Raw genomic sequence first — 19,405 nt, forward strand, 5'->3', positions numbered from 1 at the left:
TATACTTAAAACTACCAACCGGTGCTTTGATCGTCCCAGTGAGTAGCGCAAGGGCCGGGCTAGAGGAGGGGCCACGGCTGACGAGGTGGGGGCTGTTCGGAATAATCAGCGGGGAGCCCCCAGGGGAGATCACTTCCCTGTGAAGGGAGCGCACAAAACTGGCTGGTAACGGCCAGGACAAAACGCTCTCAGTGATATAGCCGGAACAGGGCTATTCCAGGCGGAGGAGGTACCGTCTGGGCACCGGGGGCGGGCCTTGCTCGGCAGTCTGGAGCAAGCCTGTTCTTTCTATACCACATCACAGACGGAAAGGATACCCTGCCTCATGTGCGGGATTATTGGCTACGTCGGTGCCGCAGGCACCGATGTTACTTCCATTTTGCTCGACGGGCTGCGCCGGCTCGAATATCGGGGCTATGACTCTAGCGGCATCGCCGTACTCACCGCTAGCGGCGAGCTACAAGTATGTCGCCGCGCTGGCAAGCTAGCCAACCTGGCGGCGGCGGTCGAAAACGGAGCTCGCCCGGCCCCTGGCTCCCTCGGCATCGGCCATACCCGCTGGGCCACCCACGGACGCCCCAGCGATACCAACGCCCACCCACATGCCGACTGCAGCGGGCTAATCACCGTAGTGCATAACGGCATCATTGAGAACTATGCCGAGCTGCGCCACAGCCTGGAGCAGGAAGGCCACTGCTTCCATTCCGAAACTGACACCGAGGTCTTGGCCCATCTTGTCGAGCGCGCCTATCGAGGTGAAGCGCAGGGTAACCTGCTGGAAGCGGTGCGGCTGGCTTTGCAGCCCGTACGTGGCTCCTATGCCATTGCCGTTCTCTGTCGCGAGCAGCCCCAACTCCTGGTTGGGGCGCGCTACAACGGCCCCTTCCTGGTGGTAGGCCTGGGCGAGCGAGAACACTTCCTGGCCTCCGACATTGCCGCCTTTCTCAAGTATACGCGACGAGTGGTCATCATCGACGAAGGAGAGCTGGTCGCGCTACGTCCCGAGGGGATCACCATCCAGCGTCTCGATGGCACCTTTGTCGAACGCGCCCCGACGACCGTAGAGTGGGACGCCGAGGCCGCTGAAAAAGGCGGCTATCCTCACTTTATGCTCAAGGAAATCTACGAGCAGCCGGACGCCTTCAAGCGCGCGCTGCTGGGTCGTGTGCGCGCGGGGCAGCTTCAGCTCCCCGAGTTGGAGGCCCTCCAACGCTCTGGGTCCCTGGAGAAGGTCAGGCGCATCGTCGTCATCGCCTGTGGCACCTCCTATCATGCTGGCCTTGTGGGGAAATATGTCATCGAACGCTGGGCGCGTCTGCCTGTCGAGGTCATCACCGCAGGCGAGTTTCGCTATGCCGACCCTATAGTTGGACCAGATACGCTGTGCATCGCGGTGACTCAGTCGGGCGAGACCGCCGACGTGCTCGTCAGTGCTCGCCAGGCGCACGAGCAAGGGTCTCCAGTCGTGGCCATTACCAATGTCGTGGGCAGCGCTGTGACGCGCCTGGCTGATGCCGTGCTCTATATCCAGGCGGGACCAGAGATCTGCGTGGTGGCAACCAAAACCTTCATTGCCACCCTGGCTCAGCTCTACCTGCTTGCTCTCTTCCTTGGCCTCCAGCGTGGCACCCTGCGCCCCGAGAGGGCTGCCGAGGTCTTAGCGGCCCTGGAGCAGTTACCTGCTCAAATTCAGCGGATTCTGGACCGTGCGGCAGCCCCCGATGACCCCATCGCTTCACTGGCGCGTGAGCTGGCCCCCCTCCATAGCGTCATGTTTATCGGGCGCGGCGTGGGCTATCCCACAGCTCTTGAAGGGGCCCTTAAGCTCAAGGAGGTCTCCTATATCCATGCAGAGGGCTTCCCGGCTGGAGAACTCAAGCACGGCTCCATTGCCTTGCTTGATCCTGAAACGCCGCTCGTGGCCATCGCCACGGCCTCGCACGTCTACGAAAAAGTAGTCAGCAACATGCAGCAGGTGCGCGCCCGCGACGCGCGCGTGATCGCCGTGGCCACCGAAGGGGACGAGGCCATTCGCGAACATGCCGATGTCGTGCTCTATGTACCGCCAACGCTGGAAGAGCTAAGCCCGGTGCTGGCTGCTATTCCGCTGCAGTTGCTGGCCTATCATGCGGCGGTTGCCCGAGGCTGTAACGTTGATCAACCGCGCAATCTGGCCAAATCTGTCACAGTAGAGTAGCAGAGCGGCGCGCCTTCGCCCGTCTAGCCGTGCTGCCAGCCGCCCACGAGAAAGGTCAGAAGGACGGGCCAGCTATCTGGCTGACTTGCTCGTCTAACCTGGCAAAACCAGGGTCCGCCTCCCCCCTACGGAGGAAGCGGACCCTCTTCGTTGCGAGGTGGTTGCAGCCGGAGGATCGTGAAGGAAGAAGTGTTACAAGGTTAGCAAGAGTAGAAATCTACGTAAAAGGCGGCGATAGTCGGACGAGGGCCCGGCCGCGAGCCAGACCCCCTATCTCCATTCAGATTAGATGCCCATAATGCGGTAGACGTAGTTCTGTGTTTCGGCTGGCATGCAACTTAGCCAGGCACTACCACAAGCATTAAGGGCGTTTTGCAAATTACCGGAACCGGCATTGTAGGCTGCCAGGGCCTTGGCGTAGTCGCCGCCGTAGCTACGGGCGTAGCTGGCCATCAGGCGCGCAGCCCCGCGTAGAGCTTCTACCGGATTCCAGGGGTCAATTCCCAGGCCAGCCGCGGTACTGGGCAAAAATTGCGCAATCCCCACGGCGCCCGCGGGCGAGACCGCGTATGGATTGAAACCGCTCTCGACGTTGATCTGACGCACGAAGTAGACAGGGGAGATACCGGCATCAAGGGCGGCCTGCTGGGCGACGGCCACATAAGGGCTGTTAGGAATGGTCATGAAAGGCAGGTTAGCCGGGTTGAAATTAAAGAGCGGCATGCCGCCGCCATCGTTGCCATCGGTCGGCTGCTGGTGAGCAGCGATCTGCCAGGCATTCTGCTGGCTCTGAATCCACTGTTTGATACCGCCGAGAAGAGGGGCCGCATTGCCCCCGGCCAGTGGTGAGAGCGTGAGCATGGTGACCAGAATAGCCGTGGCCAGCACCGTGAGAATGATGCCCTGGCGCTGGCGAGCGCTCAGGCGCCGGGGATTGACAGGCTCCTGTACTGGCTGCCGGGGATGCTCGGCGGGAATAACGACCATGCGTCGGGGCTGCTCAAGCGTCGCTTGCAGAGCGGCGAGCAGGTCAGCCAAATTGCCAGTCGTCTGGGGCTGGCGGGGCAGCTCAGCGAGCTGATCAGTAGTCCCTGAGCGTTCAATCAGGGCCACCGTTGACGTTGACGCTGGCTCGGGAGTCACGCCAGGCTGAGAGGCAGGAAAAGCTGCTATCGGCTCAGGTCCCGCGCTCGGAGGCAGAGCCATGTACTGATCGGTCGTCGGCGTCAGTTGTCTCCGCAGCGGCTCCGTAGCCAATGGAGCAGTGGCCCCGGCAGCACCTGGCTGGCCCTGGGAGGGGGAAGGCACAAAACTGGACGTCGTCGAAAGCGGGCCAGTCGCTGGCAAGGAGAGCGGCTTAAATGGAGCAAATTGACGATGAGCACTCTCGCCGGGCCTGGCCACGGTTTGCGGTGAGAAAGGCGCCTGTATGCCTGAGACTGAACCTGCTAAGTGCGCTCCTTGGGCCTGCTCGCCCGCCGACTCAGACTCACCACTGTCCTGAAACGGCGGGAACGGGCGAAACTGCGGCATGCTTGATCAACCTCGCTGCTCTGCTGACGTTTTACCTGGTTGTGAGTCTACCTGCATAGACCAATGTGTGTCAATTTAGCCACGCGCAGGAGCAGCGCAAATTAGTACCAAACTCCCAAGTACCGACCCCAATCTTAACCCGGATGGGCGATATGCCGCATATGCTTCAAATGTCGATAGCGCCACTGGCAAACAGCAGCGAACTGCTCTCAGCCAGCGGAGAGCCGGGCCTGAGCCTCGACAGTGTTGAGCAGCTCGGAGGCCTGCCAGGAGCTGAGACTGGTGCGCAGCGCGGACAGAATGGCCTGCTGGGTCGGCGTCGCCGCCTGAAAGGAGATCCCGGGCCGCTGGCTGGCGAAGCCGAGATAGAGCAGAGTGCGTGCAAGGCTAAGCGCTTCATAGTAATTGGCACTGGCTAACGCCTCTACGAGCACTGGCAGGGCAAACTGCAGCCGTCGGCGTGGCAGCAAGCGGAGAAGATCGCTGCTGTCAGCAACCACACTATTGCGTGCCCAGGGGAGGTCATCGTAGTCATGAGCGACAACCTGGGGATTGGCAATTGTTCTGACAAGCAGACGCACGGCCCGCATAGGCGTCTCAGCGCGCAGCAGACGTGTCAGAGCAAGAGCAGCCCCCAGGCGCGCGATAGGAGCCTCTGGAGCCTTCAGGAGAGCTGTCAGATGGAGGCGCACCTGCGGCTGATCACCGGCAAGCTGGGCCAAGGCCAGAGCTAAAGCCGCTCGCACACGCGCCACCTCTTCCTCTTCCAAACGACGCAGCAAGACGGGCAACAGTTGCGCGCGTCCCTCGGGGAGCCAGGCGCTCAAATAGAGGCTAGCGAGACGTAGCTGTGGCTCGCTCGTCTCCAATAGCTCCAAATAAAGCGGCAGGCCCCGTACCAGGGTGGCGCGCAGACGCCGCTGACGATCAGGCGGGGTCTCTGCCCGATCCAGGGCTGACCAATCGCGGGCCAGCTCGGCCAAAAGCAGCACAAACGCCGCACGATCCGGCAGCCCCGGCTGACGACCCAACAGCTCCAGCAGAGCCGTCGCTATCAGCGCCTTCTCCTCGCACGACCAGTCTCCCTTAAAAAGCTGATAGAGAGAGGCACTGCGAGAAGACAGATCCTCCTGTGCCAGTTGCTGCACTAGAGAAAGTGGCCTGAGAGACGTCCCCGCTTCGGTCAATGTGGGCTTCTCGCTCTTCATCGTAGATCAGGCTTTCTTGCTGCTGGCGGTGGGAGAGCGCTAAGGCCTGACGCGCCTCCCAGATGAACAGACAAGGTCAACATTCGAACATCTTTTCAAGGTCTGTCAGAGTATTCTGACCCAGGCTACCAAAAACGGAGAAGGCAGAAGTGGCCTGGCGGTCGCAAGATGCACGTAGTCAGAGAGGCGACGGGAAGACGCTGAGGCCTGGATCAGTCTGGGTCTGTGATGAAGGCGGAGAGCAGGGTCGGTTGCACGATTAATTGACGATAGATCTCACCCATGCGCTCGGGAGGATAAGGCATATCGTGTTCGATCCACCACTGGATCAGAGCGATAGAGGAAGCGACCAGATGATGGGCAGCGATCTCTGCCGGCACCGGGCTGCCGGGGCGTGGCTTGTTCTGGCGCAGCACGTTTTCGCTGCCACGCTGGATGACGTGCTGTACAAGCGAGGCTGGCCCCCGGCTGCCCAACAAGACGCGCACGACTGCGCTATGCTCTGCAACATAGCGAAAGATGAGCTGGCCTACAGCAGTCGGCTCGCTCCCGGTCTGTTGCCCAAACAAGATCTCCAGCAGCTCGTTAATGACCACATCGGCCACATCGCGCAGCAGTTCATCTTTGTCGCGATAATGCCGAAAAAAGGTGGCGTAACCGATATCCGCGCGCTCGGTGATATCTCGAATGGTGATGGCCTCGTAGCCTTTCTCGGCGATCAAAGCCAGCAGAGCCTGCGCCAGCAAATTTTGCGTGCGCTTCACGCGCCGGTCCCGAACGTGCATAGCCAGGATGCGTGCCTCCCCCATAAAGAACTGCTCTCGCCGCGCCATGCCGACTAACGGCAGAGCTTCCCCCTGTACCGTGCTATTATAGCACGTCCGGGCGAGAGGCGCGCGCCCGACTCCCGGCTCTCTTCCAGCGACCTCCCCCTCCTCAAGATTTGATATTATGAATATACTATGATATAGTATGTATCATAAGGAAGGCTGTCAATGATCTATTCACCGGCGAAGCAGAAGCCACAAACAAGACCGAGAGGGAGGCCAACAATGGAGAGTCGTGCCCAAAGCATGGCAGCAGCCGAACGCGAGCCAGAGAGCAGTGAGCGGGGCAAGTCTCAACTCTGGGGAGGAGAACAGAAGACGGCGCGTATTCCTGAGCGAGCCGAGCCAGCAATTGAGCGTGATCAAGCAGGCATCTGGCACATACGCAGCTTCAAGGCCGCCAGAGCCATTCTACGCAGCGGGGCTGTACGTCAAGCCGGCTTCAAAGCCGAAGTCCTGAAGCGGCTGCCCCATCTCATGCGCCTGCCATTGCTCTTCAGCGACGGCCAGGATCACCAACAGCAGCGGCGGCAGACGGCTCGCTTTTTCGCGCCGCGCGTTGTCAGCGAACAATACCGGGACCTGATGGAAAGATTAAGCGAGCATCTCATTGAAGAGCTGAAGCGGCGCAAGCGAGTCGACCTGAGTCGACTGACACTAGAAATGGCCGTGCGCGTCGCCGCCGAGGTCGTTGGTTTGACCGACAGTTTGCTCCCGGGCATGGCGCGCCGGCTAGAAGCCTTCTTTCGCTATCCCATTCAGCGCCTGAGCGCCGACCCACGGACCTGGTTCAATTTTCTGGGTTTACAATGGGCGGTTCTGCGCTTCTACTGGCTGGATGTCCGTCCGGCGATCCGGGCGCGCCGGTGGCGACCCCGCCAAGACGTCATCTCCCATCTACTAGCGCAGGGCTATAGTGAGCGGGAGATCCTGACCGAATGCGTCACCTATGGCGCCGCGGGCATGATCACCACGCGCGAATTCATCAGCGTGGCCGCCTGGCATCTGCTAGAGCAACCGGCGCTGCGCCAGCGCTTCCTGCAAGCTCCAGACGAAGAACGCCTCGCACTGCTAGAGGAAATACTCCGTTTAGAGCCGGTAGTGGGCCATCTCTATCGTCGGACCAGCACAGAGCTGAGACTCCCCGCACCCTCTGGAGAAGAGGCCCACATTCCGGCGGGCGCCCTCCTCGACCTGCACATCTATGCCATCAACACAGACGAAAGGGTCGTCGGAGCGCAGCCGCAGCGGCTCTGTGCCGGGCGAGAGCTGCGCGAAGAGCGTGTTTCGCCCTCGCTCATGGGGTTCGGCGATGGCCCGCATCGCTGTCCTGGGGCCCCCATTGCCTTGCAAGAAAGCGACATCTTCCTGCGGCGCCTGCTAGCGCTGCCGGGATTGCGTCTTGAGCGTCCGCCGCGGCTACGCTGGAACGACCTGATCTGCGGCTACGAGATCCGTGACTGCATCATAGCCATAGATAAAAGGCCGGAATTGGCCCTATGAGCGGTTGGCAGTAACCTAAGCCTTCTGAAGCACATAACCGGCTTCCAGCAAAGCCCTGCCCTGCTCCTTGCCCGGTGCGTCAGCCGAGCGTGTGCGCATGCTGCGAGGGCTACTAGCCCTGGCCAGGCGGGCGCGCAGGCGCTCCTGACGCGCCACCGTCGTTGGCAGATACGGCTCCATCGCCCGAATCGCGTTCAGATAGACCTGCTGCTGCTCACGAATCACGCCATCCGGTCCCAACTCCCACCACTCGCGCGGCGTAAAGTAGGCCGAGACCTCTGCCTCCGGGCCACTGCGCCCAAACCACTGAATCAGGTGCAAGTTATCGGACTGGGCCAACCAGATGGCCAGATCCAGTAGCTCCGGGTTCTCAGTCAAGCGTGCCATGCCATAGACCTGGCCCATCAGCTGAAAGATTGTCTGCTGGGCGCTGTTGCCAAGGAAAAACTCCATCCCCCCGCTACCGGCCCAGGTTGTCGGATAGACCGGTAGAGGCAGATGATACGAGCGCTGCTGGAAGCGCTCGATCAGCTCGCTAGGGGTGCGCGTCTGCACCCCGCGGCGCGCCAGCTCAGCGGGCAAGGCCCGCATAAACTCGAAGATACCGCTATCAAGGCGGTGATGTTCGCCGAAGGTCTCGTAGTCCCAGCCGAGCAACAGAAAATCGCCCCACGTATGAGCAATCCAGTCGGCGTACGTATCGGCGTACAGAGGGTAGCCTGACCACGAGCGATTCGAGAAGCGATAGCCCACATCGTCGCTCAGATCAAGATGGCGCGCCAGCAGATAAGGGCCGCGTTCACGGTTGCCCACCACAGCATTGCGGCTGCGATGGTTGCCGGAGCTGCGCCGGCCGGGGGCCGTTGGCGGACGGTAGGCCTGGGGAGGCAGCGCATAGGGCTGCTCTTCAGTATAGTGGTAGAGGTGAGTACTTTCGCGCCACCCCAAGACCCAGGGACGGCCATCCATCAGCGCGCCCCGGAAGCCTGCCAGATCCAGCGCATGATAGATCGTCACCGACATACACATCTCAGTCGTGTCGGTCACCTGGGGGCGCTTCCCGAAGAGGCGCTCGATCTCATCGGCCATCCACTGCATGCGGGCGATGAAAGCCGGCAGATCGAGCAAAAACAGGAAGCTATGGTACGGCTCCACGCCGATAATCTCCACATTCTCGTGAGCCACCAGCTCGCGAAAGAGATCCAGCAGAGCGGGGTCCCAGGCCTCGGCCTGGCGCAGGAACGAGAGCGAGAAGCCGATCGAGAAATGCAGGCCCTGGCGCACCAAATCCAGAAACATGCGTGTAGCCGGGTAGTAGCAATACGTGGCCACCTTGCGAAAATAGCGCTCGTTCATGCGCTCATCGAAGAGGCAACGCACAATATCCTCGATCGAGGCGCCTCGCGGAATCGGCTGCGCAGGCAGCTTGAGGCGGCGCGGCTGATGCACCACGGTATAAATGGCAAGCTCAGCAACCATAACCCGAACCCCTACTTCAGCACGATGTTCTGTTTTCGTGCCAGAAACTCCAGCTTACTGATGAGGTTTTCGATGACCTGGTCCCAGAGGAACTGCTCAGCCGTGCGGAAACCCGCGCAGCGGATGCGCTCCTGCTCCTCGGGATGGCGGCCCAGATGGAGCAGATAGCCGACGATCTCATCGGGATCATCGGTCTCGGTCACGATAGCATTCTCAAAGGAGATGGCGTAGTCCTCGCCGGTGCAGCCAGTGACAGCGATCCCGCGAGCGGCCATGACCTCCAGAGCTACCAGACCGAACGGCTCATGACCGCTGTTAGCCAGCGTAGCATCGGCGGCATGATAGATGCTCCGGACAAATTCCTCGGGCAGGAAGAAGCGGAGATTGTAGATGTCAGCAGGGCCGGCGTTAGCGACGGCTTCAATACACTGCTCCAACGTAGGGCGCTGGGCGATGACGTCGCGAATGACCAGCCCGCGATGATAGGCATGGCTGAGAACCTCGGCCCCATGCGGCTCGATGCCGCCACGGACAAAGAGCGTCACGGGATGGCCGCTATGCTTCAGGCGAGCCACGGCCTCGATGGCCATCATCCAGCGCTTATCGGGATCAAAGCGCCCGATCTTAAAGAGGAAGAGGCGACGCGGATCACCCTGGCGCGCGATCTCGCGCAGCCGGCTGGCAATGGCCGGGTCAACTGGGGCCAAGTGGCGGGCCGGTATGCCATTGGGGATCACCAGGGGATTCACACCCAGCTCCCACATCTTATGCTTCATATATTTGCTGACTGTGCAGAGCGTGGTCACATAGCTCAGTCGCCCCCAGTTGATGCGATGCAGCGACATCAAGCTGTTGAGGTTCCAGAGCATCAGCACGCGCTGGCGGATGCCAAACCAGTGCAGCAGGTCCGAGATGCGACACATCACCTCGGCGGTGTGCCAGTCTTCACCCATGATCACCACAAGCTTCCCCTCTTCGACCGCCGGGCGGGCGATCTCCTCGTAGATGTGCTGGGGAACGCTCTCATTATAATCGTAGAGCTTCTGCTCCTCACCATCGTAGACGCCGTTGGGATAGTATTTGCTGACCCACTGCGACCAGCGCTTGAGGATCAAACGGCCATCGACGCGGTGCTCTACTGGGGGTTTGTAGGGGTCGCCAATGAAGATGAGATGGGTGGTGTAGCCTTGAGTGGCCAGGGCCTCGCTCAGCTCAGTGACCCGTGTCCCCAGGCCGCCGGCAGTCGAGTAGACATCTGGCCCCTCAAAGCATAGCAGCACGAAGAGTGTGTTCTCTGGCGAGATAGCTCCCTCTAATTCAATCATAGCTGGTCTGTCCTTATTCTGTTCTGTTCTATGGAAGAAGAACTCTGACCCTTTGGGCTTGCTCTTCCCGTCACCTTGCTGAGAGGCGGGGGCACTGGCCGGGCGACATAGGCCGGGCACCAGGCAGGCCAGGCACAGCACAGACGAGAACGGCAGGTCGCTGGCTCGGCGGCTGGTGCAGCCAGCGCCGGAGGCGTGCACGCAGTGCCTGTCTGTCTGCTAGCCTGTCAAAGCCATCCGTCAGCCAGCCACAGCCATCCTGCAGGCAGAGAGCAGGGGCAACCAGGAATGCCCACCAGGCCCGCAGAACAGGGAAGCGGGCGCGAGCAGCCCGTGACCTTTCATGGCGATCCCATGCGTGGTCGGGCACAATGAGCGGCTCTGCATCAAGGCGCCTGGTGGCGCGTGCATGCATGGGCGTGCGCGTCCGTGTGCGTCTATGACGTCTATGAATCGTCTATGAGTGGGATGACTGCGGCTGTGTGTCGTCGACACTCCTTCCTTGAGCTGTCGTCGCTGGTCCGTCAGGGGGAGAGGCGGCCCTCTCCCCAGGCGGCAACCCTGTTTACCCTGGCTCCGGGCCGCTGGGAAGAGACGGCGTCTTCGCTCAGGCTTGCCTTGCATCTGGCGTAGAAGCGGGCAGCGCTGGAAACATCGCCTCTGCTCATGTCTAGTATACCATCTCCTCTGCAACAGCAAGCGGACAATCCTCTTGTGGCCTTGGCCCTCTTCCCTTGACGAACGGCCTCCCTCTAGCTAGCAACCGGCCGGGGCTTTGGCTCCGGCCTCCCCATAACGTCATTTCTATATAGAGAAGCGTGCTTCTATCGACGCTGAACTGTGCTCTACTTATGATGAATGACCATTGTTGCTTTAAATAGAGCAAGCCCATGCAGAGGAGCTGGAAACGGCCTATGTATCTTTCCGCGCGGTCATAAGCGAAAGGCCGCGTGATGAAGGAGATCGGAGGAATGATGCGCGTGAAAGAAAGCGCTGATGAGAGCGAGCTTGAGCCTGGCACACGGCTTGGCAACTATTCCCTGATCCGCCTGCTGGGCAAAGGAGGGATGGCGCGCGTCTATCTGGCACGGCAGATCTACATCGACCGCCTGGTGGCGATCAAAATATTGGATCTGCGGGCCTCGCTCCAGGAAGCTGAGGAACTGCGGCGTGAGGCCAGCCTCCTGGCCAGGCTATCGGCCCATCCGCACATTGTGCAGATCTACGAATTTGATTTTGCTGGTCGCGTCCCCTTTCTGGTGATGGAGTATGCCCCTTACGGGAGCATGCGCAGCTACTGTGGAGGTGGGGCTTGCCTGTTGCCGCGCGAAGCTTGTCGCTATCTGCGACAAGCGGCGGCGGCCTTGCAGATGGTGCATAACTATGGGCTAGTACATCAGGATGTCAAGCCCGACAATCTGTTGCTCTCCAGACCGGGCCATCTGCTGCTGAGCGACTTTGGTATCGCCGCCTCGCTGCGCCTGGCGCGTCTGCGCGCGACTCATACGCTGGTTGGGACCGCTGCCTATATGGCTCCCGAGCAATTTGAAGGGTGGCCCTGCATGGCCAGCGATCAGTACGCCCTGGCGGTAGTCCTCTACGAGTGGCTCTGCGGCGTCCCTCCCTTTGTTGGCTCAGTGGCCGAGCTGCAGCAGCTTCACCAACGCCGGGCACCAGTGCCCTCTCCGCGCGAGCGGGTGCCCAGCCTGCCGCCGGCCATTGAGCCAGTGCTGGCGCGGGCGCTGGCTCATGAGCCGGGGCGACGCTATCCCTCGGTCTGGGCCTTTGCCAGGGCCTGTGAGCGGGCCTTGCTGGGAGCATAGCAGAGGGCCGGGCCTGATAACGCCGGCCAGGCGCTCATCGCTTCCTGGCGAGGCCTGCTTCCAGGCGCCTGGTCAAAGCCGGGCTGCACCAGAGCGGACCGGCTGGGGGCAGAGTGGTCTGAAGACTTGGGAAAAAGAAAGACGAGGGCGCTGGAGCCGTTCTTTCTTTTCTTTAGCTTAGCTATGAATATGGGCGAACAGGTCATTCTCGCCGGGCAGATCGGGACCAACGCGCGTGGCGGCAAGCTGATAGCACTCGTAACCGCGCCAGCGCCGCTGGATCTCCTGGGGGATGCGCGCCATAATGCCCACCGTTCCGAGCTGCGTCCGGTGGCAGGCCCAGGCGCGGTCTTTGAGATCAAGCACGGAAGTCACATCGAGGAAGACGCTGATCTGTTCGTCAGGAATACCAAGCTGATCAAGGTCGCTGCCGCGCAGCGCGGTCCCTTCCAGAGAGAGATCTTGCTCTTTGAGCCATTCGGCCAGGACCCGGATGCCGCTACGCGGAAAACCAGTGTAGTAGAGCTTCGAGACAGCGTGTGCCGGCCCTAGCTCGGGGTACTGCGCGTCATCGGCGGCGGCGTAAAAAGCACCGGTGGTGTAGCGATAGATGGCGATGTGGTCGGGGTGGCCGTAGCCCCCAGTTTCGTCGAAAGTCACCATGACTTGAGGGCGGAAGGCGCGGATGATGGCGACCAGCTTGCCGATGACGTCGGCGGGCGGGGCCTGGATGAAGGCGCGCGGATCGTCGTTGTCTGGTGTGCCCGCCATGCCCGAGTCGCGATAGTCGAGAAACCAGAGATGCCGTATGCCAAGCACGTCGGCGGCAGCGCGCAGCTCTTGTTCGCGCACCTGGCCAAGGTTCTCCGGCGTGGCGAGAACGGGATCGGCGATTTCGCCTACTTCTCCCCGTGTGGCACAGACCAGCCCGGTTTCAACTCCTGCCTGACCGTAAAGGATGAAGGCTCCGCTCATGCTCCCTTCATCGTCGGGATGGGCGAAAACGCCCAGCAGTCGCCGTGTTGCCATGTCTTTCTATCCCCTTTATACGAGCTAGCTGCGTGGAACCTGCTGCTACTCTAACATCACCCGCCGCCGGCTGTCAATTGTAAGCGTAGAGCCGCTGCCTGGTCGGCTGCAGGGTTTTTCTCCTATCCCTAAAGGTTAGAGGAGGAGATTGCAATAATACTCTATCTTTTCGGAGAAAAATGTGGTACACTGAACGGGGTGAGAACCGGCAGCCATCTGGCTGCCTGGCCTGGCGGTGGCAAGGCAGGGTAAAGCAAGGCAAGGAAGCACTGGCCACGAGGCAGCAGCGTGCAGCCTGCCTGTGGGCGTGCTCGGCGGCTGGCGATCTGGTTGCTTTCCCACAGCGAGCTGACTTTGTGCAAGGAGAGAGATTGATGACGCGAACATTGCTTGATAAAGAGCTACAGGAGCTAGATCAGCAGATCAATCAGCTTGGCGCGATGGTTGATGAGGCGCTCAAAAACGCGCTCGATGCTTTGCGCACCGGCGACCAGGCGCGCTCAGGCATGGTGATAGAGGCGGATGCGCGTGTCGATAGTCTGCGGGCGGCTATTGAGGAGCATACGATCCGCTTGCTCACGCTTCAGCAGCCGCTGGCAGGTATGGACCTGCGTTATCTGACGGCAGCCCTCTCGATTGCCGGCGATCTAGAGCGCATCGGCGATGGTGCGGCGGGCATAGCGACGATTATCCTGCGTATGATGCCGCTGCGTGCTGAGGCTGCCTCGCAGGTGGAGGTCGATAGTCGCCTGGTGGATGGCGAGGCTGAGGCCAGGCCGACCGCTGCTCAAGCTGCCGGGCGGCAGGTGCCCCACCGTGTGAGCGAGGCCTCGATCATGCAAGGCATCCTTGATCTGGGTCAGGAGGCGCGCCGCGTCTTGCAAGGCACGATGCAGGCCTTTGCACAGCGCGATGCGGCGGCTGCCCGTCATCTCTGGCAAGAGGATGATGTAGTGGATGTGCGCTATCATTTGGTGCGCCATGATCTGATGGCCATGCTGGCGGGGGCGCAGGCCATTCCCGCCCTGCAGAGTGATCCGCGTATCTTGCAGCGAGCCACTTACTTGCTCTGGATCGCTCACAAGCTGGAACGCGTCGCCGATCATTGTACGAATATCTGTGAGCGCATTGTCTTTATCGTCGAGGGAGAGGCGGCCATCGCTGAGCGCGAGCCAGAGTGATCATCTGACTTCCTGCCCGACTCCTCTGGCGCTGGCGCTCAGCGACGCGGCGCGGCGCCGCATTGCTCCGCACCGCCAGGCGAGCGACCTGCGTCGCCGAGGAGCTGGCTGATCAGGGCAGCAGGGCGGAACCCCACTCGTTGCAGGTCTCTGGCGGCTATGCTACACTGGACTCATCCATGCCATTTACTCACTCACTGATGGGGGCATCGCTCGCAGCTCGCCCGGCCCCTGGCGTGAGAGGAAGACCGGGTCTATCAATCACGCCAGCGCTGGCGGGGCGAGCACTTCTAGCGGGCAGATGTCGATCTTTGGCGAGAGGTATGTCATGCTGGATGAAGTTCTAGAGCATAATCGCCGCTTTGTCGCCGAGCAGCGACTACCGACGCTCAGCCATTTGCCTCGCCGGCGCACGGCAGTGGTAACCTGTATGGACTGCCGTCTAGTGGGCTTGCTGGAGCAGGCGCTTGGGCTGGAGCGTGGCGATGTGGTTGAGCTACGTACGGCGGGGGCGACGGTGTCCGCTCCCGGACGCGAGGGAGATGGCCTCAACAGCGATCTAATCCGCTCGCTAGCGGGGGCCATCTATTTGCTTGGCGTGCGCGAGGTGCTGGTGATCGGCCATACCAATTGTGGACTGGCCCGGGTTGAGCCTGCGGCCCTGGCTGGCTCGATGCAGGCCTTGGGGGTTGAGCCGCAGGGCCTGATCGAGCGCTATGGCCTGGGCGATCAGGCTGGCCTGGTACGCTGGTTAGGGGCCTTTTCTGACATAGAGGGCAATGTCCGCGAGGTTGTGCAGTTTATTCGTAATAGTCCCTTCTTGCCCAAGCTGCCGGTGCATGGCCTGGTGATCGACGTTGTCAGTGGCAAGCTGGAGCTGGTCGACCGCGACACGCGTCCCGGTCTGGCGAGTTAAAGCCGGGGCTGGCTGACTGGTGAGGCATGAAGAGAGCTGGCGTGGCCCTGCTGGCATCGAGGCGCTGAGGCTGCGCCACTCTCTGTCTGGTCGTGAGCCAGGCTTCCATCACTCATGCGTTGGGCATAGTGGGCCGGGGCGGAAGAGCTGGGCTGAGCTTGAGCTGTGGAGTCCTTGGGCGGTTGGCAACTGCGGTCTGTACGTCAGCGCGAAAATCTGCTATAGTGGGAGACACCTCCAGGTTGATAGTCAGGTAGCGTTTCTAGCTTTTGTGACCAGGATGGCAGAAGCGTTGAAAGACAGAGATGCTTCGCCGGAACCAGGCGTTCAGGAAAAAGTTCAGCCGGGTTATCTTGGCCCGACACCTCCGCCCGGTCGCCCGCCGGCCAAGGGGCGGCGGCTCTATGTAGAGCGACCGGAGCAGTTGCTTGACGCTGTCGAGGTCTTACGCTCGGCCCGCATTATTGGAGTCGATGCCGAGTTTGTCCAGGGCCGCTCTCGGCTCCTGGGCGAGAATGGTCCTTCTCACCGCCTGGCTCTGCTGCAGTTGGCGATCGATGGCCAATGTTTTGTGATCGATGCCTGGCGCCTTGCCGATCTCTCTCCTCTGGCGGCGGTCACCGAAAACCCCGAGATCAGCATTCTGCTACATGGGGCGGGGGCTGATCTCCACGTCATGGCCGAACGCGGCCTGAATGTAGCTCACTATTTTGATTTAGAGGCCGCGAGCCGCTCGATTTTCGGCCAGAACGAGTCGTCGCTAGCAGCCATGTTGCAGCGGGCCTTTGGCATTCATCTCGATAAGAGTCTGCAGCGCACCGATTGGGCGCGGCGTCCCCTGCCACCGGCGATGGTGGCCTATGCGGCGCGAGACGCTGAGATGACGCTAGCCCTCTACTACTGGCTGGATGAGCACTATCATGATATTCTGGTGCTCCATGAGTATGTCGGTGGGCTGGAGCCGGTCGCGGACTGGATTGAGCCGTTCCTGCGCGGCTCGTCGTCGCTGCCCGCCGAGCTGGCGGTAGCCGAGGCGCGTGAGAAGGGGCTGTTGAGCGAGGAGCAGATCTACGCCGACTGCCGCGCCGCCCTGGCGAGTCTGCGCCATCCGATGCGTCGTAGTCGGCTCTTGCGGCTGATCGCTGATCTCTCGCTGACCGGTCTCGCGCCCGAGATCGAGGCCTTGCTCAGGGCGCCGACTTCCGATGAGCGCGCCGCTGCCGCGCGGGCTTTGGGCCGCTTGGGGCACCAGAGCAGCCGCGAGGCGATCCGTTCTCTCTTGCAGGACCCCGTTTACGATGTGCGCAAGGCCGCGCAGTCTGCCCTGCGTACCCTCAATGCTTCTCCGCGTCCGCTGACAGCACAGCCAACCCGCCTCACCGATGGCGCCCGCAGTTGGACGATCGGCGAGAGCGATGATGCTGCCAACGACACCGATTGGAAGGCTCGCCTCCGCTCACTTATGGACGAGTGAGTGGGTGGCGCTCGCCTCGATAGCTGGCGCTGTTATTATCGGTCTCGATGAGCCTGACTTCATAGAGCAGGCCCGGCGGGAGCGCGGCCTCAAGGCGTTCCCAGAATTTGATGACCAGGTTTTCGGTCGTGGGAATGCTCTCGCGTAGCCAGGGTACATCGTAGTTGAGGTGGTGGTGGTCGACCTGGTCGACGATTTCACGGTGGATGATTGCGCGCAGCTCGCTCAGGTTCATGAGCATGCCCGTGCGCGGGTCCGGTTCGCCGCGCAGGGTGACCTCCAGGGTGTAGTTGTGCCCATGCCCGTTGGGATTGGCGCATTTGCCGTAAAGTTCCCAGTTTTCGCGCTCGCTGAGGGCCTCGCTCCACAGTCGGTGCGAGGCGCTGAAGCTGGCACGACGTGTTAAGTAGACCGTTGCCATAGTCCCGTCTTATCTCCCGTCTTGTCCCCTCAGTTGCTCGCTAGCTAGCTAGCTGGCCGGCTGGCTGCTCTTGGAGAAAGGTCGTCCATGCGGCGTATCGGCCGCTGGTAGCCCTGTCTGTGCCGGGCTGGTCTGCTTCGCTCTCCTTTCCTGTCTTGCCTGCCTGAGCCGACAGCCAAGGTCGCTTGCTTACTCTCTTCCTGCGCCAGCTAGGCGTTGCTGTAGATCTCCAGGTTGGTGCCGCTCAGCATGCGCCCGCTGTCGTCGGCCAGAAAGAGCAAGATCTCCGCCATGTCATCTGCGCTCATGCCAGGTTTGAGATGGGGGGCTGCCTGGCGGAGCATCTCGGTATCGACGGCTCCCGGGCTGACGGCGCAGACGCGGATGTTGTAGGCTTTGCCCTCCAAAGCCAGGATCTCGGTCAGGCTGGCGACGCCAGCTTTAGAGACGTTGTAAGCGCTTAGGCCGGGAAATTTTTCGACGCCTTTGACGCCCGAGAGTGAGGAGATGTTGATGATGACGCCCTGCCTCTGCTCGGCCATAAGGCGGAAGGCAGCCCGGCAGCACAGGAAGGTACCACGCAGGTTGACCGCCAGGACCCGATCCCAGGTGGCCGTATCCATTTCGCGAAAGGGACGCACAGCGACGATGCCTGCGCTGTTGATGAGAATGTCGACGCGCCCGTAGTGGGCGCGGGCCTGCTGAAAGAGCTGCTCGACGTCCTCCTCTCGGGCGACGTCGCCGACGATAGTGAGAGCCTGGCCTCCCTGGCGCTCGACGCGGGCCCGTGTCTCGTCGAGGTGCTCCGGCGTGCGGCTAAAGAGGACGAGGTGGGCCCCTTCGCGCGCAAAGCGCTCGGCGGTGGCGCGCCCAATGCCTCGACCTGCTCCGGTGATGACAGCGACACGATCTTTAATGCTCATGTTCGGAATTATAGCAAAGGCGACGGGGCTTTTTCATGCTCTCTCTCTCCTGTGATGGCTGGCGTTCCCTCCGGCGGGTGCCGGGCGGCCACGAGGGGATTTGACAGCAACCAGGCTCGTGGCGCACAATGCTCCTGATGAGAACGAGCGCACGGAGCAGCCGGCGGCTGACTGGCTGGCTGGCTGATGAGCGAGCCAGAGGGAGAGGGTGAGCCTCTTCGCCACGGCCTGGCTTGCTTGTCGCTCGTTCCGGGAGGGAGGAGGAAAAAGGTGGTGAAGACGATGCCGAAGACGATGCGACTGGCGTTGATCGCTCCCTGGGTCGTGACGCCGCCGATCATTGGAGGACTGCAGATCCGCTTTTATCAGCTTCAGTGCTTGCTGGCGCGCCTGGCTGGAGATCAGGGGCTGGCTATCTGGGATCTGCGCGAAGGCGGCCCGGTCTCGCTGGAGAAGCTGCCACCCTCTGATCCGCGGCGCCCCGAGTTGGCGGCCTTTGTGCCACCGCGAGGCCTTCGCGCTCTGGGGCTGCGCCTGGGCCATCTGTGGCCGGGCTATATGGCGACGTCGCTGGCAGGTCAGCGCCGGCGTCTGCTGGCCTGGCTTGCGCAACAGCAGGTCACCCATGTCGTTTTGGTGCATCCTTACGCCAGCGAGCTGGCGCCGACCCTCAAGCGGCGTGGGCTGCATGTCTTTATTGATTGTCATAATGTTGAAAGCGAGCTAGCGCTACAACTCGCGGAGCTGGCCGGCTCGCCGCAGGAAGCGGAGGCGGCGCGTCTACGCCATCTGGTCTTTCGACGGCGCGAGCGTCTCTGTTTCCCCGCCGCTGATGAGGTCTGGCTCCCGTCGGAGGCCGATGCCTGCCGCCAGCGTCAGGTTTGCGGTCCGTCCGCCGCGGTGCGCTTGCGTGTCATACCGAACGCGCTCGACCTGCGCCAGTATGAGCCGCCGCGAGCCTCAGAGCCTGACGAGCCTGCGGCGGAAGAAAGCTTTGATATCGTTTATCCTGCAGAGTTCGGCTACGGTCCTAATGTTGAAGCGGCGGCCCTCCTGAGCGGGCGCATCCTGCCCACGGTGCGCCGCTCTTGTCCACAGGCGCGGCTCGTACTGGTAGGGCGCGATCGCTACGGGCTGGTGGCCTGTCTGCGCCGTGAGCCGGAGGTGGTTGTCACCGATACCGTGCCTGACGTGCGACCATATTTAGCGCGGGCGGCGGTGGTGCCGGTGCCGTTGCGGCATGGCTCAGGTACCCGCTATAAGATCCTGGAAGCTCTGGCGCTGGAGCGGGCCGTCGTTACAACGCCGCGCGGGGCCGAAGGCCTGGCCTTGCGCGATGGGGAACATGTGCTTATCCGCGAGCTGGAAGACTTTGACGAGGCCATTGTGACCCTGCTGCGGGATCGGCGCCTGGCCCGCCAGCTTGGAAGCAATGGGCGGCGCCTCGTCGAGGAGCGCTATTCCTGGGAGGCGCTTGAACCCCTGCTACGGGCAGCGCTGACGGGGGATGAGCCTACGCGGCAAGGGCGAGGCGGTGCTTGTTGAAATGACTTGGTGTTTGTTATA

Annotated in this window: 15 protein-coding genes; 7 read left to right on the forward strand and 8 right to left on the reverse strand. The window is 61.7% G+C overall.

Annotated elements, in window-relative coordinates:
* Positions 1 to 325 precede the first annotated feature (325 nt).
* A complete protein-coding gene (glmS, locus tag AC6H1L_RS13500) occupies positions 326 to 2,197 on the forward strand; it encodes a glutamine--fructose-6-phosphate transaminase (isomerizing) (protein WP_497598012.1) in 1,872 nt (623 codons plus the stop codon).
* Positions 2,198 to 2,482: 285 nt separating this feature from the next.
* Here the strand turns inward: glmS and AC6H1L_RS13505 are convergent, their stop codons facing one another.
* The 3 genes from AC6H1L_RS13505 to AC6H1L_RS13515 all read right to left on the reverse strand — a co-directional run bounded on the left by AC6H1L_RS13505 (position 2,483) and on the right by AC6H1L_RS13515 (position 5,771).
* Complete coding sequence (locus AC6H1L_RS13505) at positions 2,483 to 3,730, reverse strand: lytic transglycosylase domain-containing protein (RefSeq protein ID WP_497598013.1); 1,248 nt, start codon at positions 3,728 to 3,730, stop codon at positions 2,483 to 2,485.
* A 209-nt stretch (positions 3,731 to 3,939) separates the two neighbouring features.
* The gene (locus tag AC6H1L_RS13510; protein WP_497598014.1) at positions 3,940 to 4,938 is read right to left on the reverse strand and encodes a hypothetical protein; all 999 of its coding nucleotides are present in this window, start codon (positions 4,936 to 4,938) and stop codon (positions 3,940 to 3,942) included.
* A gap of 212 nt (positions 4,939 to 5,150) precedes the next feature.
* On the reverse strand, positions 5,151 to 5,771 hold the full coding sequence (locus AC6H1L_RS13515) for a TetR/AcrR family transcriptional regulator (RefSeq protein ID WP_497598015.1): 621 nt from the start codon (positions 5,769 to 5,771) through the stop codon (positions 5,151 to 5,153).
* A 219-nt stretch (positions 5,772 to 5,990) separates the two neighbouring features.
* Here AC6H1L_RS13515 and AC6H1L_RS13520 point away from each other — a divergent pair, with 219 nt between their 5' ends.
* Positions 5,991 to 7,268, forward strand: a complete 1,278-nt coding sequence (locus tag AC6H1L_RS13520) for a cytochrome P450 (protein WP_497598016.1) — start codon at positions 5,991 to 5,993, stop codon at positions 7,266 to 7,268.
* Between the two features lie 15 nt (positions 7,269 to 7,283).
* Here the strand turns inward: AC6H1L_RS13520 and AC6H1L_RS13525 are convergent, their stop codons facing one another.
* Positions 7,284 to 8,747 carry a glycoside hydrolase family 57 protein gene (locus AC6H1L_RS13525; RefSeq protein ID WP_497598017.1) on the reverse strand — a complete coding sequence of 488 codons (1,464 nt, stop codon included), beginning with the start codon at positions 8,745 to 8,747 and terminating at the stop codon, positions 7,284 to 7,286.
* Between the two features lie 11 nt (positions 8,748 to 8,758).
* Complete coding sequence (locus AC6H1L_RS13530; protein WP_497598018.1) at positions 8,759 to 10,072, reverse strand: glycosyltransferase family 4 protein; 1,314 nt, start codon at positions 10,070 to 10,072, stop codon at positions 8,759 to 8,761.
* Between the two features lie 971 nt (positions 10,073 to 11,043).
* On the opposite strand from AC6H1L_RS13530, the gene AC6H1L_RS13535 reads away from it, so the two are divergent.
* Positions 11,044 to 11,895, forward strand: coding sequence for a serine/threonine-protein kinase (locus AC6H1L_RS13535; RefSeq protein WP_497598019.1), 852 nt, complete (start codon positions 11,044 to 11,046; stop codon positions 11,893 to 11,895).
* A gap of 177 nt (positions 11,896 to 12,072) precedes the next feature.
* Here the strand turns inward: AC6H1L_RS13535 and AC6H1L_RS13540 are convergent, their stop codons facing one another.
* Positions 12,073 to 12,924, reverse strand: coding sequence for a PIG-L family deacetylase (locus tag AC6H1L_RS13540; RefSeq protein ID WP_497598020.1), 852 nt, complete (start codon positions 12,922 to 12,924; stop codon positions 12,073 to 12,075).
* 374 nt (positions 12,925 to 13,298) lie between these two features.
* Between AC6H1L_RS13540 and AC6H1L_RS13545 the strand changes: the two genes are divergently transcribed.
* The 3 genes from AC6H1L_RS13545 to AC6H1L_RS13555 all read left to right on the forward strand — a co-directional run bounded on the left by AC6H1L_RS13545 (position 13,299) and on the right by AC6H1L_RS13555 (position 16,495).
* A complete protein-coding gene (locus AC6H1L_RS13545) occupies positions 13,299 to 14,105 on the forward strand; it encodes a phosphate signaling complex PhoU family protein (protein WP_497598021.1) in 807 nt (268 codons plus the stop codon).
* Positions 14,106 to 14,433: 328 nt separating this feature from the next.
* Positions 14,434 to 15,021, forward strand: coding sequence for a beta-class carbonic anhydrase (locus AC6H1L_RS13550; protein ID WP_497598022.1), 588 nt, complete (start codon positions 14,434 to 14,436; stop codon positions 15,019 to 15,021).
* A 292-nt stretch (positions 15,022 to 15,313) separates the two neighbouring features.
* Positions 15,314 to 16,495 (forward strand): ribonuclease D, encoded by a 1,182-nt coding sequence (locus AC6H1L_RS13555; protein WP_497598023.1) that lies wholly within the window; start codon positions 15,314 to 15,316, stop codon positions 16,493 to 16,495.
* Here AC6H1L_RS13555 and AC6H1L_RS13560 read toward each other — a convergent pair.
* Positions 16,482 to 16,916, reverse strand: coding sequence for a 6-carboxytetrahydropterin synthase (locus tag AC6H1L_RS13560; RefSeq protein ID WP_497598024.1), 435 nt, complete (start codon positions 16,914 to 16,916; stop codon positions 16,482 to 16,484). The two genes, AC6H1L_RS13555 and AC6H1L_RS13560, sit on opposite strands and share 14 nt — an antisense overlap.
* Positions 16,917 to 17,125: 209 nt before the next feature.
* Positions 17,126 to 17,839 carry an SDR family NAD(P)-dependent oxidoreductase gene (locus tag AC6H1L_RS13565; RefSeq protein ID WP_497598025.1) on the reverse strand — a complete coding sequence of 238 codons (714 nt, stop codon included), beginning with the start codon at positions 17,837 to 17,839 and terminating at the stop codon, positions 17,126 to 17,128.
* Between the two features lie 282 nt (positions 17,840 to 18,121).
* Here AC6H1L_RS13565 and AC6H1L_RS13570 point away from each other — a divergent pair, with 282 nt between their 5' ends.
* Entirely contained in the window at positions 18,122 to 19,384 is a 1,263-nt protein-coding gene (locus AC6H1L_RS13570; RefSeq protein WP_497598026.1) for a glycosyltransferase family 4 protein, read from the forward strand.
* Positions 19,385 to 19,405: the final 21 nt, after the last annotated feature.

This window comes from Thermogemmatispora argillosa (assembly GCF_059696725.1).

Bases quoted from the DNA above. Each gene is read 5' to 3' on its own strand.
- AC6H1L_RS13540 (WP_497598020.1), bottom strand. From the start codon at position 12,924: ATGGCAACACGGCGACTGCTGGGCGTTTTCGCCCATCCCGACGATGAA.
- AC6H1L_RS13560 (WP_497598024.1), bottom strand. From the start codon at position 16,916: ATGGCAACGGTCTACTTAACACGTCGTGCCAGCTTCAGCGCCTCGCAC.
- AC6H1L_RS13545 (WP_497598021.1), top strand. From the start codon at position 13,299: ATGACGCGAACATTGCTTGATAAAGAGCTACAGGAGCTAGATCAGCAG.
- AC6H1L_RS13535 (WP_497598019.1), top strand. From the start codon at position 11,044: ATGATGCGCGTGAAAGAAAGCGCTGATGAGAGCGAGCTTGAGCCTGGC.
- AC6H1L_RS13570 (WP_497598026.1), top strand. From the start codon at position 18,122: ATGCCGAAGACGATGCGACTGGCGTTGATCGCTCCCTGGGTCGTGACG.
- AC6H1L_RS13505 (WP_497598013.1), bottom strand. From the start codon at position 3,730: ATGCCGCAGTTTCGCCCGTTCCCGCCGTTTCAGGACAGTGGTGAGTCT.
- AC6H1L_RS13565 (WP_497598025.1), bottom strand. From the start codon at position 17,839: ATGAGCATTAAAGATCGTGTCGCTGTCATCACCGGAGCAGGTCGAGGC.
- AC6H1L_RS13550 (WP_497598022.1), top strand. From the start codon at position 14,434: ATGCTGGATGAAGTTCTAGAGCATAATCGCCGCTTTGTCGCCGAGCAG.
- AC6H1L_RS13520 (WP_497598016.1), top strand. From the start codon at position 5,991: ATGGAGAGTCGTGCCCAAAGCATGGCAGCAGCCGAACGCGAGCCAGAG.
- AC6H1L_RS13510 (WP_497598014.1), bottom strand. From the start codon at position 4,938: ATGAAGAGCGAGAAGCCCACATTGACCGAAGCGGGGACGTCTCTCAGG.
- AC6H1L_RS13515 (WP_497598015.1), bottom strand. From the start codon at position 5,771: ATGGCGCGGCGAGAGCAGTTCTTTATGGGGGAGGCACGCATCCTGGCT.
- AC6H1L_RS13525 (WP_497598017.1), bottom strand. From the start codon at position 8,747: ATGGTTGCTGAGCTTGCCATTTATACCGTGGTGCATCAGCCGCGCCGC.
- glmS (WP_497598012.1), top strand. From the start codon at position 326: ATGTGCGGGATTATTGGCTACGTCGGTGCCGCAGGCACCGATGTTACT.
- AC6H1L_RS13530 (WP_497598018.1), bottom strand. From the start codon at position 10,072: ATGATTGAATTAGAGGGAGCTATCTCGCCAGAGAACACACTCTTCGTG.